Below are 16,311 nucleotides of genomic sequence, written 5' to 3'. Positions count from 1 at the left end.
GTCTCTGAGCCGCTTCGAACGGCAATTGACTAGGATCGACGATACGACATGGCATCACGCGCCGATAACATCGCCAGCAACATGAACCTTGGCAATTTTGCCAAGGCCACCGAGCTGCGCCAGCGCATCTGGTTCACTCTTGGTGCGCTCGTTGTTTTCCGTTTCCTCAGCTTCATTCCGCTGCCGGGTGTCAACCCAGCGGCGCTCCAGAATCTGGCTGATCTGGGCCGGGGCGGTATCCTCGACCTGTTCAACACATTTTCCGGCGGCAGCCTGGAGCGCATGAGCCTCATCGCGCTTGGTGTGATGCCGTATATTACCGCCTCGATTGTGGTGCAGATGGCTGCAGCCCTCCACCCGACGCTGGCTGCGCTCAAGAAAGAGGGCGCGACCGGGCGGCAGAAGCTCAACCAATATACGCGTTACGGAACGGTGTTCCTGTGCGCAATCCAGGGTTGGTTCCTTGCTTCGGGCCTAGAGAGCTTCGCCAACCAAAACGGTATTCAGGCGGTCGTGAACCCCGGCTACATGTTCAAGGTCGGCGCTGTTATCAGCCTCGTCGGTGGCACCATGTTCCTGCTGTGGCTGGGTGAGCAGATCACATCGCGCGGCATCGGCAACGGCGTCTCGCTGATCATTATGGCGGGTATTGTCGCGCAGTTCCCGACATTTGCGACCAACCTGTTCGAAGGGGGCCGTACCGGTTCGATCGCGCCGAGCATCATCATCTTCTTCGTTTTCATGGTCATAGGCCTGATCTTGCTGATCTCTTTCGTAGAGCGTGCTCAGCGCCGACTGCTGATCCAGTATCCGAAGCGTGCGACCCAGCAGGGCATGATGCAGGCAGACCGTTCACACCTTCCGCTGAAGCTCAACACCGCTGGTGTGATCCCGCCGATCTTCGCCAGCTCGCTGTTGCTGCTGCCGCTGACAATTTCTCAGTTCGCCGGTAATTCGGTTGATACCGAAAGCGGTTTTGGCAGCGTGATCGTTACGCTGAACCAGTATCTCGCCCACGGTCAGCCAATCTACATGCTGCTTTATGCGATTGGGATCATCTTCTTCTGCTTCTTCTACACCGCAGTTGTCTTCAATCCGGAAGAGACTGCGGACAACCTCAAGAAGAATGGCGGGTTCATTCCCGGCATCCGTCCGGGCAAGCGCACCGCCGAATATCTCGAATATGTCCTCTCGCGCATCACCGTAGTCGGTGCGATCTACCTGACATTTGTCTGTGTGGTTCCGGAATACATGATCGCTCAAACGGGCATTCCATTGTTCCTCGGCGGAACTAGCCTGCTGATCGTCGTCAATGTGACGGTCGATACGCTTAGCCAGGTGCAGTCGCATCTGCTGGCGCACCAGTACGGCGATCTAATCAAGAAGGCTAAGTTGAAAGGCCGGATGCGTTAACGCACAAGCGCCGTGTCGATGACTATTCAAGACGCGGCATCCGTTCGCGCGACATTGGGGGATTGCTGGTGAACATCATTCTTCTTGGCCCTCCCGGGGCAGGCAAGGGTACGCAAAGTGCTGGCCTGGTGGAACGGCATGGCATGAAGCAGCTCTCCACCGGAGATATGCTGCGTGCGGCCGTGAAGGCTCAGACGCCTGTTGGCATCAAGGCCAAAGCTGTGATGGATCGCGGAGAGCTCGTTTCGGACGAGATTGTCTCTGATCTGATCGATGCCGAGCTAGAGGCGATGGGCGCGGAGACGGGCGCAATCTTCGATGGCTATCCGCGCACCGCTGCACAGGCCGACTCCCTCGATGAAATCCTCGCCAAGCATGGGCGCTCGCTTGATCATGTGATTGAGCTCGGGGTGGACGAAGACGCATTGGTCGAACGCATCACCGGGCGCTTTTCGTGCGCAAATTGCGGTGCGCTTTATCACGACACTGCAAACCCGACTTCGAAAGAAGGCGTGTGCGACAATTGCGGAAACACCGAATTCAAGCGTCGTCCCGACGACAATGAAGAAACTGTCCGCAAGCGGATGCAGGAATACCGTGCCAAGACAGCGCCGATCCTGCCCGGCTATGAAGCCCGCAATATTGTCACGCGGGTCGATGGCATGGCAGCCATCGACGAAGTGGCCGGGGCAATCGACGCAATTCTGGGTTGAGCCCCGCCGGGGCTTTCGCCGCCGAAGCCATTCCCTTATTGCACGAGCAAAGGGAGAATTGGATCGTGCCGCACTTTATGACTCGCGTTGCTGCTCTGGCGCTCGCGCTGGCCGCGACGCCGCTAGCCGCCGAAGTTACCGACTCAGATGATCGCGGCTTTATCACTCGCGACGAGGCAGTGGTCGAAACAAATCTCAAGGAAACCTGGCTTGCTTTGATCAGCCCGGCGCGCTGGTGGAACGCGGCGCACACCTGGTCAGGCGATTCCGAAAACCTGTCTCTGCGTCCTCAGGCAGGAGGATGCTTCTGTGAACGAATTCCTGAAGACCCCGATCCCGACAAGATCTCGCTCGAGGGCAGCGTGGAACACATGCGCGTGATCCACGCCTTCCCGGAAAAGGCACTGCGGATGCAAGGTGCTCTTGGACCGCTGCAAAGCGAACCGGTAACCGGTATCCTCACTGTAGTCCTGTCTGAAATCGATGAAGGCACGCGGATCGTGTGGGAATACAATGTTGGCGGTTCGATGCGCTACAAGGTTCCGGAGATTTCCAAGGCGGTTGACGGCGTGATGAGCCAGCAATTGAACGGCCTCGCTAAGATGCTGGGGCGGGTGGACGTTGCCGCAGTTGAAGAGGCTCCGGAGAAAGAGGAAGTGGCTGTCGAGAACGATGGCGAATCGGATGGGCCGAACGTTGACGAAGCGTTCGGCGATCTGGCCGACGGTTGATCCTGTCCAGCGCGGCGCGCGCCTAAAAAGTCAATTACTGTCGTATCTTACCAAGTTTCAGAGAACGCAGCGAGTTATGGGCTTTCCCAAACGAACAGGGGAGGGGCACTGTGAAGCTCGTAAGATCCACTTTGGTATTGATGGCTGCGTTGACTGGGCTGGCGCTGCCAACCAATTCTGTAGCTGATGAAGTGTCGGTCCCCGAAATGGTGTGCCGATTGGCAGCCGCCATTATTGTCCAGGAATACGAGGCGGGTAACACCGTCAAAGACGATGAGTTGGAATGGTACGAGAACGTAGTCCAGAATGGCGTTGAAGAATGTGATCCGGTCCCAAATCGCGCGCTGTTGATCGGGCTATCGACATTGCGGCCCACCAACGAAGCTGAACGAGCAATCGTCTCCGACGCCAACGAATATCTCAAAAAAATACTGCCATATGATGTCTATGTTCCGATGGCCTTTGCCTTGGTGAAGGGGGAATTCGGTACGCCGCGCAATGATCTCGCGCTGTATTGGATCAAGTACGCGCATGAGATTGGCATCCCCGATGCGACTTACGAATATGGCGGTCTGTACCGCGATGGGGGACTTGGCATTGCCAAGGATCCGGTGCGTGCGCGTGAGCTGTTCTTGCAGGCTGCTGACCGTGGTTCAAACAAATCGATGTACTGGCTGGGTGTCGAATTTTTCCAGCAGGACGGCAAGAGCCGCAAATGGAAAGAGCATGAGCGTTGGCTGCAAAAAGCGGCCGAACATGGCAGCATGGATGCCGTAGTCACTCTGGCAGAGGCATACACTGGTGACCAGATGACCGACGTGTTCGGTATCAAACGGAATATCGGGCTGGGCCGCCGCTACTCACGGATAGCCGCCGAAGCGGGAAACACCGAAATGATGGTGCTGCATGCGAGCTATCTCCTCCGCGGCAAAGACAACTCCAAACACGAGGATGCGTTCTTTTATTGGATGAACCGTGCAGTTGATGCCGGCAACACGAAGGCTGCGGAACTGCTCGAGCAGGTTGGCCCACGGCTGCGCCAATCGTATCAGGAAACACGCGAAAATCGCGCCAAGCTGCGCAGGCCAATTTTCAAACAATGCCCTGAGGTCAACCGCTGCGTAGTCTACAAGAACCAATATGGAGGGACGACTTCCAAATCCTGTGCACCTCAGCGAGATTACTGGAACTGCGGGTAGGCATGTTGGCCGGTTTTGACGCTGTCGGCATTTGGGTGTATTCCGGCCCTTGAAACAACGTCTGAGCGGCCCATATTGGCGGCTCGGTCGATTATGCGCTGCTTGCTGTTGACGGATTGCTCGAATCACCGTAAGCGCGCCGCTCATTCGACACGTTCGAACCCAGTCCGGCAGGCAACGCAATTGCGCGTGCCAACCGGACTTTTTGCCGTCTTGATACCTCGCTAGTTCGAGGGACAGCGCGGCATAGAGCGCGTCAGTGTTTGAGCGTTGAGATAGGGGCTCCGGTTTCAAACCCGCAAACCCCTGTGGAGCATGGAGAATTAAGTGGCTCGTATTGCCGGGGTAAACATCCCCACAAACAAGCGTGTAATCATCGCGCTTACCTACATTCACGGGATTGGCCGCACGACGGCTGTCCAAATCGCCGACAAGCTTGGCATTCCGCACAGTGCACGTGTTCAGGACCTCACCGATGAGGAAGTCCTGCGCATTCGTGAAACCATCGACAGCGATCACCAGGTCGAAGGTGACCTTCGTCGCAACACTGCGATGAACATCAAGCGCCTGATGGATCTGCGTACCTATCGCGGTCTGCGTCACCGTAACGGTCTGCCCGTTCGCGGTCAGCGCACGCACACCAACGCCCGCACCCGCAAGGGTAAGGCCAAGCCGATCGCAGGGAAGAAGAAGTAAGCGAGAGGGTAACCTCGAACGCTTTTTCCTTCGTCCTCAGTTAAAAGGAATACGAGACAATGGCACGCGAACCGGGCGGCAAAGTAAGGCGCCGCGACAGAAAGAACATCAGCAGCGGCGTTGCGCATATCAACGCCAGCTTCAACAACACCATGATCACCATCACCGATGCACAGGGCAATGCGATCAGCTGGTCCAGCGCCGGCATGATGGGCTTCAAAGGAAGCCGTAAGTCGACACCGTATGCAGCACAGGTTGCAGCGGACGATGCCGGCAAGAAGGCCGCTGAACATGGTGTCCGCACTTTGGAAGTCGAAGTGAAAGGCCCGGGTTCGGGCCGTGAGAGCGCATTGCGCGGTCTCGCCGCTGTCGGCTTCAACATCACGTCGATCCGCGATGTGACGCCGATCCCGCATAACGGGGTCCGTCCATCGAAACGTCGCCGCGTCTGATCCGAACCTGCCCGGCGGCCGTTCTGGCCGCCGAGACTTGAACGGACCGGACGCGCATCGCAGGCGCACCGGTCCGCTGACATTTTGAACCGCTGAAGAGCGAATTAGGGGAAATCCATGTCCGTCAACACGAAGAACTGGCAGGAACTCAAGAAACCCAACACTCTCGAAATCAAGGAAGGCGGCGACAAGACCCGCAAGGCGACTTTCGTTGCTGAGCCGCTCGAGCGTGGCTTTGGTCTGACCCTCGGCAACGCATTGCGCCGGGTGCTGCTCAGCTCGCTTCAGGGCGCAGCTATCACCTCGATCAAGATCGAGAATGTGCTCCACGAATTCTCCTCGCTCGCGGGCGTGCGCGAAGACGTGACCGACATCGTCCTGAATGTGAAGCAGATCGCGCTCAAGATGGAAGGTGAGGGTGCCAAGCGCCTGCAGCTTTCCATGACCGGCCCTGCTGAAGTGAAGGCTGGCGACATTGCCGTAACTGGCGACATCGAAGTGATGAACAAGGACCTCGTCCTGTGCCACCTCGATGAAGGCGCGACGCTCAACATGGAGCTGACCGCTGACGTAGGCAAAGGCTACTCGCCCGCCGTTCAGAACCGTCCGGCCGACGCGCCGATCGGCCTGATCCCGGTCGACTCGCTGTATTCGCCTGTCCGTCAGGTGAGCTACAAGGTCGAGAACGCACGTGTTGGCCAAGAACTGGACTACGACAAGCTTTCTCTGACCGTCGAAACCGATGGCACTGTCACTCCAGAAGATGCCGTGGCCTATGCCGCACGCATTCTGCAGGATCAGCTGACACTGTTCGTTCACTTCGAAGACGGCATTCCGCAGCCGCAGTCGGCCATGATCGGCCACGCTGCTCAGCCGCAGGAAGACGACGCCAACCAGCTCAACCGTTACCTTCTCAAGAAGGTCGACGAGCTGGAACTGTCGGTTCGTTCTGCCAACTGCCTCAAGAACGACAACATCATCTATATCGGCGATCTGGTTCAGAAAACCGAAGCCGAGATGCTGCGCACGCCGAACTTCGGCCGCAAATCGCTCAACGAGATCAAGGAAGTGCTCTCCAGCATGGGTCTGCGCCTCGGCATGGACATTCCTGGCTGGCCGCCTGAGAACATCGAGGAAATGGCCAAGAAGCTCGAACAAGAACTGCTTGGCTAAACAGGTTCCGGCGGCGCACCTTAAGCGCCGCCAGCTTTGGGCTACCTCATACGGGCCCTCATCGAACTGAAGGAAAATACAATGCGTCACGGAATTTCACAGCGTAAGCTGAGCCGTAAGTCGGGCCACCGTAAGGCCCTGTTCCGCAATATGTCGGCCGCGCTGATCAAGCACGAGCAGATCATGACCACGCTGCCCAAAGCGAAGGAACTGCGTCCTTACATCGAAAAGCTGATCACGCTCGCAAAGCGTGGTGGTCTTTCGAACCGTCGCCTCGCACAGGCGCGCTTGCTCGACGAAACGCAGCTCAAGAAGCTGTTCGACGTTCTGGCTGAGCGTTATTCAGATCGTGATGGCGGCTACACCCGCATCATCAAGGCGGGCTACCGCGAAAGCGACAGCGCGCAGATGGCGATCATCGAGCTCGTTGATCGTGACGAAGACGCCAAGGGTCAGGACAGCGGTCCGGATCTGAGCGAGCAGGACGAATACGAAGACGCGTAAGCCGCGCTTCTACACGATATCTCATAAGGGGCCGGCGGAGCGATCCGCTGGCCCCTTTGCTTTGCGCGCTTGACTTTTCTGCGGAACAGTCTGATATTTCTGTCATGACAGAAATTAGTGTTGATTCGAAACTCCCGCCTTCCATCGCGAAGTTCGTCCTGCATTGGGGCGATCTTGGAGGGCAGTGGGGTGTGAACCGTTCAGTGGCGCAGATTCACGCGCTGTTGTTCATTTCTGACCGGCCACTGACCGCGGAGGAGATTGCGGAGAAGCTAGGTATGGCGCGTTCCAACGTCTCCAACTCAATCAAGGAACTGCTTGGCTGGCGGCTTATCCACCGTGTGCCGATGATGGGCGACCGCCGCGATCATTTCGATGCGGAAGCCGACATTTGGGAGATGGCGGTGCGGATCGCGCAGGGTCGCAAGGCTCGCGAGATCGACCCGGCGGAGGAAGCTCTGCGACTGTGCAATCAAGAGGCCAAAACTGACGCGGAAGTGAGCCCCGAAGCGAAAGAGAAGCTCGCCGCAATGCTCGACTTTGTCACCACCATGTCGCGCTGGCACGACGAAATGCTGAAAGTGCCGAAGCCCGCACTCACGGCGCTGATCAAGATGGGGTCGGGCGTCACGCGCCTGATCAACTGGCGTCCCGGCAAGGGAGCCAATTGAGCCGATTTGAAGTGGGATAAGCACCCCAGGAAAGGGGGCAAAGATGAAACCGGAACTAGCCAGTATCGCACTGCAGGAAATACCGCTGCCAGGGGGCCGACATGCCGCAATTGGGAAGGCTTACGATACTCGGTTTCGTCGCCTGATCGGAAAGCACGCTTGGGAAAGCTTGCCCGAGGCCGTGCAGCGGCGATTCTCCAAGCGGGTCGAGGGCGCGCGGGTCGTTATCTATCCCGGTGTGATCAAGCAGGCGCGGTTCTCGCGTGCAGGACGCATCCTTGCGCAGCTTTGCCGCCTGATCGGTGGCCCATTGCCGCTGGGTAGTGATTGCGGAGTGCCCGCAGCTGTGTCGGTTTCGGAAGACTGCGCAGGCGGCGGGCAATGCTGGACCCGCGTCTATGGCCGAAAGTCCGGCTTTCCTCAGGTGATCCACAGCGCCAAGCGTTTCGCAGGTCCCACCGGGATCGAAGAGCATATCGGGCGCGGCATCGGCATGGCGCTAAAGGTCTCGGCTGTGGATGGTGGCCTCGAATTCCGCAGCGATCACTACTTCGTCGAAGCGTTGGGGCACCGGATGAAGCTGCCGCGTTGGATGGAACCGGGTGAGACTGTGGTCCGCCATATCGATCAGGGCGAGGGGCAATTCGTGTTCTCGCTCAATGTACGCCACCCGTGGCTGGGCGAACTTGTCTATCAGGAAGGGCTGTTTGAAGATGCCTGAGCGCAAACCATTCCAAGTCTTGATCCTCGGTGCCAGCGGCGTGTTTGGCTCGCGTCTCGCGGAACTGGCGAGCCGCGAGCAGGGCATCGCGCTCACTTTGGCCGCGCGCAATCTCGGCCGGTTGGAGGAGGTAGCAGCGGGGCTGCCAGGAAAGGCGCGTTGTATCACTCTGGACCGTGACCAGATGACCGCGCTGGACCTTTCCGAGTTCGATCTGCTGATTGATGCGGCGGGGCCGTTTCAGGCGTCGCATATGCGGGTTGTCGAATCTGCCCTCGCAGCGAACGTGGACTATGTTGACCTTGCCGATGGACGAGATTTTGTGCGCGAGTTCTCACGTTTCGACGAATTTGCGAAGGGGGCTGAAGTCGCGCTGACCACTGGTGCCAGTTCGATCCCTGCGCTTAGCCACGCAGTAATCGACGAACTCACCGATGGTTGGCAGCAGATCGACCACCTGCGGATCGGGATCTACCCCGGCAACCGCGCGCCGCGCGGCCTTTCGGTGGTTGAGGCGATCTTGTCCTATGTCGGCAAACCTGTTCGCGTATTCCGTGAGGGGCACTGGCAGGACGTGCCGGGCTGGGGGATGACTCACCGCGAAGACATTCCCGGTATCGGTCCTCGCTGGGCGAGCGTTTGCGACACTCCCGAACAGGACCTGTTGGTCGAACGCTATGCGCCCAAAGAAGGAGCCGAATTCTTTGCCGGGTTGGAACTGTCGCTTCTGCATGTGGGATTGGCGGCGTTTTCCCTGCCAGTGCGATGGGGCTGGGTGAAGAGCCTTAGACCGATCGCAAAGCCGATGCTTACCATGGCCCAATGGTTCCTGCCGTTCGGTTCGGATCGCGGGGCGATGTCGATCCAAGCGCGCGGCATCGGTGCCGATGGCAAATCCGTTTCAAGGCGCTGGGTGCTCAAAGCCGATGCCAATCGCGGGCCATATGTGCCGGTTCTGGCCGCTTTGGCGATGATCCGCCGTTACCGCGATGGTCAGACCCCGGAAGTCGGTGCGAGAGCATGCTCCGGCATCCTCGCGCTGAGCGACTTCGAGGACGATTTTGCGCGGCTCGGTATGGAGCATGACGTCTTCGATGCAGCCGGAGCGCTGATTGATTTTGACTCGCGAGAGACTCCGCGCCAATCCTGCGCGGCATGATCCGAACATTCATTGCTGGCGCCGCTGCCGCGCTCTTCATCGCTTCCCCCGCAACCGCCCAGTCCGCCCAGGAACGCCTTGACGCGCGATACGACCGCGCGCTCGCTGCCGGGTACAAGGCCTTGATGCTGTGTAGCGCAATCTCGATTGCCGAACGCAACGGGACGACCCGCACTCCTGAAAGCGTGCATGCGATGGAGCTGACGGGAATCTATCCGAAGCTCGATCCGATCATCCGCGATCTCCAATACGAAATCGTCCGCCGTCCCAGCGGTCAGATCGCTCATGTCGCGGTGGCATGGGCCGAAGACATGCCGCACACGGTGGCGGTCAATTACGGGGTCGATACCGGCTGTTCGGTCCTGCCACCCGGTTCACCGGAGGATATGAGCAATCCGGGAGCGCCGATGGAGGGAGCGGTTGAAAAAGCAGTCATTTCCAATATCGGAAACGATAAAGCTGGCGGTGACCTCTCACGCCAATTGAACGGAACGGTCTCTCCGGCATTTGATGGCACATATGGCGAGGGCACACGGACTTCGGCTGTTTTGGTGGTGCATGAAGGTGCGGTCGTTGAGCGATATGCCGAAGGTTACGATGCCCATACCCCCCAGCGCACCTGGTCGGTTGCCAAGAGTATCGCCGCCACGCTGGTCGGTGCGGCGGTTATGTCGGGCGAGCACGATGTGCAGGATCCGGTCGGGATCAACTATTGGCGCAGCGGTGGGCGCTCGGACATGCGCAACACGATCACTATCGACCATGGGCTGCGGATGGCGACGGGGCGCTATTCCGACACACCGGGCAATCGCACCGATCCGCTCTATTGGGGCGGGACCACGGTGGATGAGCGCGCGACCAATTGGCCGATCGTTCACAAGCCGGGGACGGTCTATCGCTACGCCAACAATGACACTCTGATGGCCGTAAAGGGGATCGAAGAGTGGCTGATTCACTACCCGCCGCAGGAGTTCTTTGCGAAGCTCGGGATGGATCACACAGTCGCGGAGACCGATATTCGTGGGAACTACGTGCTGTCCTCTCAGGTCTGGTCGACCGCGCGTGACCTCGCGAACCTCGGCCAGCTCTATCTCAATGATGGCGTATGGAACGGCGAACGTCTGCTCGCGGAAGGTTGGCGCGAATATGTCTCTGACCCATCCGGACCTCAGCCCGAGGGCACGCAATGGGGCTATGGCGCGGGCTGGTGGACCTTCCGCCGACCGGAAGGCAACGCATTCGAAGGCATTCCCGACGATGCCTTCGCTGCGCGCGGCAACCGCGGGCAGTATGTCGTCGTCGTGCCGAGCCGCAATGTGGTGATCGTGCGACGCGGGGAGGATATGGTCGGGACAAGGTTCGACATTGCGGCCTTCACGCGCGATGTCTTGTCGGTGTTGAACGACAAATAGCCTTTCATTCAGCTAACGAGCCTTGAAAATGAACGACGCCTAACGAGACTGTTCAATTTCGGGCTAGCGTGCTCGGCGTAGTTAGGGGACGGTCAAAGCTGCCGGGTGGGCTGGTACGCGGCGGACGGGGGAAATCACGATGTTCAAATTGGCAAGCAAATCCGCACTTCTATTGTCAGTCGGTATCTCCTTCATGGCCGCGCCGCTGTCGGCTCAATCCCGACCGTTGGAATTGGAAGAGCGAGTCCTTGCCCAATGGTCAGATGGCAAATGGTATCCGGGCAAGGTCGAGCGCGCCTATAGGGACGGCCGATACGAGGTCACATTTCTTGATGGCGATGAATTGGTATTGCCGCGCGACCGCGTTGCGCGCGATACGATCATTCCGGGCGATAAATTGCTGGTGCGCAAACATGATGGGTTGAAGCGCGCAACAATTGTCCGGAGGCATGCAAACGCCCTTGTGGTGGAATATGAAGACGGCGGCCGAAAGGAAGCGGTCGATATGGCAGCTACCGTGTTCGATGCATTCGCAACTCGGCCCTCCATGGATGAGCGCTTTTTCAAGCCTGCCGTGCTCGCGAACTTGTGCAACAAGACCGATGAGACGGTCTATTTCGCGTTGGCGATGAAGACTTTTTTCGCAGGTAAGGGAGGCCGCACCTCGCAAGGTTGGACCACGCTTGAACCGGACGCCTGCCGCATTCGGGATCTGACCCAATATTGGCAAGCAGAGTCCCTCTATTTGGGTCAAACTCCAGATGGCTATATCGGTATCAACTTCGAAACCTATATCTATGGTCAAACACGCGATGCGTTTCAGACCCGCATGCTGGGCGGTGCGGTCATCATAGGCAGCGGGACAAGATGGGGTGGTGAGGGTGGAGATGAGAAATTCTGCATCAAGGATCGGCCCACCATCTCGTTTCGTCATGTCATTAACGGTCCACAAGGTCTCCTGGCTAAAGATTATTGCCGCGATGCCAACTCGTTCCGAGTAGCGTTTCGCCAGATCAACATACCTGCGCGCGAATTTGGCGATGGCGCGGTCGCAAATTGGACCTTTGCCAAGTAAATCAACCACACGTTCTGTTGTTCATATAAATAGCCTTTAACCTGAACAAGGGCTGCTAGACCGCTTCAGGCTCAGCGCACAGCGAATCATCCATAAGGGTCTCAACGCCGGGCAATCCCGCTCCGGTCAAACCCGAGGATGAGACCACATGACGAAGCTGAAAAAGACTCTCGCCAAAGGCACGCTCGGGACTGTCGCGGTCGGCGCGATTGCCCTCGCAACCGATACCCCCGCCTTGGCCAGTGACCCGCGCGGCCCGGATAGTGCGCGTTACAAAGACATGCCCGCGGCTGAGCGCTGTATCTTGGCGGTTGAAAGTCGCGGGCGAAGTGCGGGCTTTCGCTATGCAAAGGTGCTGGAAATCAATGAAGTTAAACGCACGCGCTGGGGTGTTCGCTTTGAAGGTCGGATCAGCCTCAAAGGCCCACGCGGCATGGCTCGTTTGGGTGGTTTCAATCGCGGCAAGTTTGCCTGTCACTACTCGCCGCACTGGCGGCCCCTTGTTGATCTAAGTGGCGTGAACATGCGCAGGTAAGCGATCAAAACAGCAACTGCGTGCTTGCCAGCGTTGCGGCTCAAGCTAGTCTCAGGCGCCTTGCACAAACCCATTCTTGCCGCCGCTTCGACCGCGGTGCACGCTCTCACTTCACCCGCCGCCGCCCAATCCGGACAGGAACGGCTTGACGCGCGATACGATCGCGCGCTGGCCGCTGGGTACAAGGCGCTTTTTCTCTGTGGAGCGATCGCCAATGCAGAGCGAACGGGGACCAACCGGCCGGTCTCCAGCGTGATGGAATGGGAATTCAGCGGCGTCTATTCCAAGATCGATCCAATTGTGCGGACCCTGGAACATCGGATTGTGCGATCAAAGCTTGGACCGATCAGCCATGTCGAGGTGGACTGGGCTGAAGACATGCAACCGCGTTGCGCTAAAGCGTCCTTCCTGCGCGGATGCCGACTCGCACCTATCGCGCAGGAACCGGGACCAGCCGAAACGGACCTTGCCCAACTGCCGGGTTTCCTCGGCTCTGGCGAGGCGGCGTTCTTGGCGCCATTGCCTCGACTGGATGATGGTGCGATTCATTTTCCTCCCCTGCTATCTCCTAGGTCCATTTCAACCCAAGATCGGGAGATGTTCACGAGCGTTACGCAACGTGGCGTGATACATCTGTTCATCTAGAAAGCCTTCTATCTGAACATTGACTGCATGTTCCGCTCAGAATCAACTCAGAATCATTCATCTAAAAGGGCTTCACAGTGAACGGAAATGGTTCCGCCCACTGGAAACCCGAGGATGATACCAATGACGAAGCTGAAAAAGACTCTCGCCAAAGGGACGCTCGGGACTGTCGCGGCTGGCGCGATGGCCCTGGCGACCGCCACCCCCGCAATGGCAGACAATTATCGCGGCAAGGACCGCATCGACGCTGGCGATGTGATCGCCGGGGCTGTGATTATCGGCGGCATTGCCGCTCTTGCCGGAGCCTTCGATGGCGACAAACGCGACCGTTATCGCGGTGACCGCTACCGGGGCGATCGCTATCGCGGCAACCGACATGGATACCACAATGGCCGCACTAACAGCCGCCGCGCCGTCGAACGCTGTGTTCGCGTGGCAGAGCGTCAAGCGCGCCGCTTCGGAGGCTATCGCTACGCCGACGTGACGCAGATCCGCGATGTTGACCGGACCCGCTACGGTTTCCGCGTCAAGGGCCGGATCCAGGTTGAGGGCAACCGCGGATACCGTGGGCGTGACTTCGATCGCGGTCGCTTCACCTGCTGGTTCGATGGCCGGGGCCGTCCGCAGGTCGAATTTCGCAACCTTCGCGGGCTCTGAATCCTGAGCGTGACTCGAAAAAGTGGAAACCGGTTTTTCGAACAAGGCGCGCGACCACAGGTAGAAAGCCTGCACCAGCTGACCCTTGGGGGTTTTCCTCCTGAGCGCTAAGCCGCGCAGCCTCCAAGGGTCTTCCAAACTCCCAACACATTAGGCGGTTCAGGCAAGTGTAAGCCTGGGCCGCCTAAGCGTGTACACACACTTGAGCGATTGGTGGCCGCTCGTACCAAACAGGAGGGAGCATATGGCTCTTCAATCTCGTTTCGGAGCGGCCATGGGGCTGGTCGCTGCCGCTTCCATGGCAACCACGCCAGCATTCGCCGCCGACATGCCATCGGGTCTGATCATTCAGCCGACCGAAGGCAGCGCGGCCTTCGTGCAGTTCAACAACAGCACCTATAACGGCGATACCGACATCTCCGAATGGCGTCGCGGATGGCGCCGAGGCAGAGGCTGGCGCCGGCATCGCCGAGGCGTTCGCGGAGGCGACATTCTTGCCGGGGTACTGATCCTGGGCGGGATTGCAGCCGTGGCCAGCGCAGCCAACAACAATCGCCGCCGTGAGCGCGATGTTGTCATCGTCGATCGTGATCGTGATTATGAGCGGCGTGATGACCGCCGCGATGATCGCCGCAACACGCGGCGTAGCACCGGGGCTTCGGGCCTCGAGAATGCCGTTTCGCAGTGTGTCGATCGCATCGAGCGGGACGTTCGTGTCGACAGCGTCGACAGCGTAGATCGCAACGGCGAAGGCTGGCTTGTGACCGGCGCTCTGTTCAACGGATCAGGCTTTGCTTGCAGGATTGGCAATGACGGGCGGATCGCCGACATCGACTACAGCGGCTTTGCAGCTAGCGGCGACGCTGGTGACCGTGACTTCACCAGCGAACGCTTCGAAGGTGCAGACCGAGCCGAGGGACAGCTCGATGATCGCACCTATCTGGCCGCGCGCGGATCTGTGTCAGCGCAGCCTGAGCCGCGTCCCGACGCAAACACGGAGACCGAGCGCTTTGAAGAACGTCCGGCGGAACCGCTTGTAGCGCTCTCCGCCGAGCGTGCGCCCGCCTATCCCGGCGGACCTGTGCCAGGTGAGGAATATCCTGAAACACTCGCACAGGTCGACGCGGACCTGCCGAACTAATCGCGAGTTGAGGGAGATGCGGGGTCGGTTCCGGAAACGGGATCGGCCCCGTCTTCCTTTTTAGGGCCGCGATAGCTCGGCAGACCAAGCTCCCACTGGATCGCGGCCGCACGCAAGGCGAAGCCTGCTGTGAAGGCACCGATCCAGATGGCGAAATTCGGCAGCATCAGCACAGGCGCGAGCAACATCCCGATTACCGTGAAAGCGGAGCTCAGAGCTGCGGCAGTCACATAAAGCTCAGGCTGCATGATGATCGACGGGCGTCCGGCCACTACGTCGCGGATGATCCCGCCGACGCAGCCGGTGATGATACCCATCAACACCGCAGGAACAGGCGGCACTCCGTACGCCATCGCCTTCGCGCTGCCGAGCACGGCATAAGCCGCCAGACCAACGCCGTCAGCGAGGTCGAACAGCTTACCCTGCCAAAGCCGGACGGGCGTGAACCACGCAATCAAGGCGCAGCCCAAGCACACCGCCGCAACCCACGCATCGGTGATCCAGAACACCGGAGCACCGATCAGGAGATCGCGCACTGTTCCGCCTCCGACTCCCGTGACGAGCGCGAAGAAACCCATCGTCACGAAAGTTTGCTGCTCGCGCGCAGCGATCACAGCGCCGGATAGCGCGAAGATGGCTATCCCAGCGATGTCGAGGACATCGAGAATCGGGGTGAGGATTTCCTCGTTCATCAGACGGTGGTCTCTGTTGCGGCCCGCGTCTTGCGGCGGCGGAACATCAGGATGCAGCCGAACAGCGCGCCGGTGAGCGACAGGGCAGCAAAGGCAATCAGGATCGGATGGCTCGTGTCCTCACGCTCACTCAGGTCCATGATGTGCAGCCCCCACATGAAATCGAACCAGCGCCACCAGGAGGTGCGCACCGCTTCGATTTCGCCGGTGTCGCGCCCGATATAGACATGCGTGCCATCGTCCAGCGCGACCTGCCACACGGCCATCGGGCGGCGGAATTCAAAGGGCACATCTCTGGCCTCGAAGAATGTCACAGCGCGGACGTTCTCGCCGCCGACGATCCGTGCCGCTGCAATTGCGCGTGCGCGCTCTGCATCGATGGGCGCGATGGGTTCGCCGCTGGCCATATCCACACGGCTGGTTACGCCATCGAGCGTCGTCAGGATCGCCACGGCGCGGCCATCCTGCATTTTTACGCGCATCTCTTTCAGCTGCGCGTCAGCACTGGCGATATCGCTGTCGGGCAAAATCAGCGGCTGCGCTTCCGAAACGACACGCAAATGCTCACCGCGCACCTCCTGAATAGGCTTGGCGACCATGAACAGGCCGGTCGCAGTCCACATCACGATTGGCACGCCAACCAGCCAGCCAAGCCAGATGTGCCACTTTGCGAGGTGCTGCATGAGCGGTTTTGCTGCCATGGCCCGCCCATGGGACACGCT

Annotated in this window: 19 protein-coding genes; 17 read left to right on the top strand and 2 right to left on the bottom strand. The window is 59.2% G+C overall.

What is annotated here, in order from left to right:
* Positions 1 to 48 precede the first annotated feature (48 nt).
* From secY to Q0837_RS08005, 17 genes are all read left to right on the top strand, one after another.
* On the top strand, positions 49 to 1,413 hold the full coding sequence (gene secY, locus Q0837_RS08085) for a preprotein translocase subunit SecY (RefSeq protein WP_298467384.1): 1,365 nt from the start codon (positions 49 to 51) through the stop codon (positions 1,411 to 1,413).
* Between the two features lie 68 nt (positions 1,414 to 1,481).
* On the top strand, positions 1,482 to 2,126 hold the full coding sequence (locus Q0837_RS08080; protein WP_298467381.1) for an adenylate kinase: 645 nt from the start codon (positions 1,482 to 1,484) through the stop codon (positions 2,124 to 2,126).
* A gap of 77 nt (positions 2,127 to 2,203) precedes the next feature.
* Entirely contained in the window at positions 2,204 to 2,857 is a 654-nt protein-coding gene (locus Q0837_RS08075) for an SRPBCC family protein (protein ID WP_298467378.1), read from the top strand.
* A 110-nt stretch (positions 2,858 to 2,967) separates the two neighbouring features.
* Entirely contained in the window at positions 2,968 to 4,056 is a 1,089-nt protein-coding gene (locus tag Q0837_RS08070) for a tetratricopeptide repeat protein (protein WP_298467375.1), read from the top strand.
* A gap of 327 nt (positions 4,057 to 4,383) precedes the next feature.
* Entirely contained in the window at positions 4,384 to 4,752 is a 369-nt protein-coding gene (gene rpsM, locus Q0837_RS08065; protein WP_298467371.1) for a 30S ribosomal protein S13, read from the top strand.
* A 59-nt stretch (positions 4,753 to 4,811) separates the two neighbouring features.
* Positions 4,812 to 5,204: a 30S ribosomal protein S11 gene (rpsK, locus tag Q0837_RS08060; protein WP_298467369.1), complete on the top strand. Its 393-nt coding sequence runs from the start codon at positions 4,812 to 4,814 to the stop codon at positions 5,202 to 5,204.
* A 117-nt stretch (positions 5,205 to 5,321) separates the two neighbouring features.
* Positions 5,322 to 6,377, top strand: a complete 1,056-nt coding sequence (locus Q0837_RS08055; RefSeq protein ID WP_298467366.1) for a DNA-directed RNA polymerase subunit alpha — start codon at positions 5,322 to 5,324, stop codon at positions 6,375 to 6,377.
* Between the two features lie 81 nt (positions 6,378 to 6,458).
* Positions 6,459 to 6,881 (top strand): 50S ribosomal protein L17, encoded by a 423-nt coding sequence (gene rplQ, locus Q0837_RS08050; RefSeq protein WP_298467363.1) that lies wholly within the window; start codon positions 6,459 to 6,461, stop codon positions 6,879 to 6,881.
* Positions 6,882 to 6,985: 104 nt separating this feature from the next.
* Positions 6,986 to 7,552 (top strand): MarR family transcriptional regulator, encoded by a 567-nt coding sequence (locus Q0837_RS08045; protein ID WP_298467360.1) that lies wholly within the window; start codon positions 6,986 to 6,988, stop codon positions 7,550 to 7,552.
* Positions 7,553 to 7,595: 43 nt separating this feature from the next.
* Entirely contained in the window at positions 7,596 to 8,273 is a 678-nt protein-coding gene (locus Q0837_RS08040; RefSeq protein ID WP_298467357.1) for a DUF4166 domain-containing protein, read from the top strand.
* Positions 8,266 to 9,432, top strand: a complete 1,167-nt coding sequence (locus Q0837_RS08035) for a saccharopine dehydrogenase family protein (protein ID WP_298467354.1) — start codon at positions 8,266 to 8,268, stop codon at positions 9,430 to 9,432. The genes Q0837_RS08040 and Q0837_RS08035 overlap by 8 nt, the downstream gene beginning before the upstream one ends.
* Positions 9,429 to 10,844 carry a serine hydrolase gene (locus tag Q0837_RS08030; RefSeq protein WP_298467351.1) on the top strand — a complete coding sequence of 472 codons (1,416 nt, stop codon included), beginning with the start codon at positions 9,429 to 9,431 and terminating at the stop codon, positions 10,842 to 10,844. Before Q0837_RS08035 ends, Q0837_RS08030 begins: the two co-directional genes overlap by 4 nt.
* Positions 10,845 to 10,983: 139 nt before the next feature.
* Entirely contained in the window at positions 10,984 to 11,919 is a 936-nt protein-coding gene (locus tag Q0837_RS08025; RefSeq protein WP_298467349.1) for a DUF1036 domain-containing protein, read from the top strand.
* A gap of 148 nt (positions 11,920 to 12,067) precedes the next feature.
* On the top strand, positions 12,068 to 12,454 hold the full coding sequence (locus tag Q0837_RS08020) for a hypothetical protein (protein ID WP_298467346.1): 387 nt from the start codon (positions 12,068 to 12,070) through the stop codon (positions 12,452 to 12,454).
* Between the two features lie 60 nt (positions 12,455 to 12,514).
* Positions 12,515 to 13,099, top strand: coding sequence for a hypothetical protein (locus Q0837_RS08015; protein WP_298467343.1), 585 nt, complete (start codon positions 12,515 to 12,517; stop codon positions 13,097 to 13,099).
* Between the two features lie 123 nt (positions 13,100 to 13,222).
* The gene (locus Q0837_RS08010; protein WP_298467340.1) at positions 13,223 to 13,756 is read left to right on the top strand and encodes a hypothetical protein; all 534 of its coding nucleotides are present in this window, start codon (positions 13,223 to 13,225) and stop codon (positions 13,754 to 13,756) included.
* Positions 13,757 to 14,000: 244 nt separating this feature from the next.
* Positions 14,001 to 14,897, top strand: coding sequence for a hypothetical protein (locus tag Q0837_RS08005; RefSeq protein WP_298467338.1), 897 nt, complete (start codon positions 14,001 to 14,003; stop codon positions 14,895 to 14,897).
* Here the strand turns inward: Q0837_RS08005 and Q0837_RS08000 are convergent.
* Both Q0837_RS08000 and Q0837_RS07995 read right to left on the bottom strand, forming a co-directional pair.
* On the bottom strand, positions 14,894 to 15,589 hold the full coding sequence (locus Q0837_RS08000) for a trimeric intracellular cation channel family protein (protein WP_298467335.1): 696 nt from the start codon (positions 15,587 to 15,589) through the stop codon (positions 14,894 to 14,896). The two genes, Q0837_RS08005 and Q0837_RS08000, sit on opposite strands and share 4 nt — an antisense overlap.
* Positions 15,589 to 16,290, bottom strand: coding sequence for a PepSY domain-containing protein (locus tag Q0837_RS07995; protein ID WP_298467332.1), 702 nt, complete (start codon positions 16,288 to 16,290; stop codon positions 15,589 to 15,591). Before Q0837_RS07995 ends, Q0837_RS08000 begins: the two co-directional genes overlap by 1 nt.
* Positions 16,291 to 16,311 lie beyond the last annotated feature (21 nt).

Source organism: uncultured Erythrobacter sp., assembly GCF_947499705.1.
Lineage (GTDB): Bacteria > Pseudomonadota > Alphaproteobacteria > Sphingomonadales > Sphingomonadaceae > Erythrobacter.
This window is presented reverse-complemented; position numbering and strand designations above follow the sequence as displayed.

Excerpts from the sequence above, each read along its gene's own strand:
- rpsK (WP_298467369.1), top strand. The coding sequence starts at position 4,812 with ATGGCACGCGAACCGGGCGGCAAAGTAAGGCGCCGCGACAGAAAGAAC.
- Q0837_RS08055 (WP_298467366.1), top strand. The coding sequence starts at position 5,322 with ATGTCCGTCAACACGAAGAACTGGCAGGAACTCAAGAAACCCAACACT.
- Q0837_RS08000 (WP_298467335.1), bottom strand. The coding sequence starts at position 15,589 with ATGAACGAGGAAATCCTCACCCCGATTCTCGATGTCCTCGACATCGCT.
- Q0837_RS08035 (WP_298467354.1), top strand. The coding sequence starts at position 8,266 with ATGCCTGAGCGCAAACCATTCCAAGTCTTGATCCTCGGTGCCAGCGGC.
- Q0837_RS08075 (WP_298467378.1), top strand. The coding sequence starts at position 2,204 with ATGACTCGCGTTGCTGCTCTGGCGCTCGCGCTGGCCGCGACGCCGCTA.
- secY (WP_298467384.1), top strand. The coding sequence starts at position 49 with ATGGCATCACGCGCCGATAACATCGCCAGCAACATGAACCTTGGCAAT.
- Q0837_RS08045 (WP_298467360.1), top strand. The coding sequence starts at position 6,986 with ATGACAGAAATTAGTGTTGATTCGAAACTCCCGCCTTCCATCGCGAAG.
- Q0837_RS08010 (WP_298467340.1), top strand. The coding sequence starts at position 13,223 with ATGACGAAGCTGAAAAAGACTCTCGCCAAAGGGACGCTCGGGACTGTC.
- Q0837_RS08020 (WP_298467346.1), top strand. The coding sequence starts at position 12,068 with ATGACGAAGCTGAAAAAGACTCTCGCCAAAGGCACGCTCGGGACTGTC.
- Q0837_RS08025 (WP_298467349.1), top strand. The coding sequence starts at position 10,984 with ATGTTCAAATTGGCAAGCAAATCCGCACTTCTATTGTCAGTCGGTATC.
- Q0837_RS08040 (WP_298467357.1), top strand. The coding sequence starts at position 7,596 with ATGAAACCGGAACTAGCCAGTATCGCACTGCAGGAAATACCGCTGCCA.
- Q0837_RS08030 (WP_298467351.1), top strand. The coding sequence starts at position 9,429 with ATGATCCGAACATTCATTGCTGGCGCCGCTGCCGCGCTCTTCATCGCT.
- Q0837_RS07995 (WP_298467332.1), bottom strand. The coding sequence starts at position 16,290 with ATGGCAGCAAAACCGCTCATGCAGCACCTCGCAAAGTGGCACATCTGG.
- rplQ (WP_298467363.1), top strand. The coding sequence starts at position 6,459 with ATGCGTCACGGAATTTCACAGCGTAAGCTGAGCCGTAAGTCGGGCCAC.
- Q0837_RS08005 (WP_298467338.1), top strand. The coding sequence starts at position 14,001 with ATGGCTCTTCAATCTCGTTTCGGAGCGGCCATGGGGCTGGTCGCTGCC.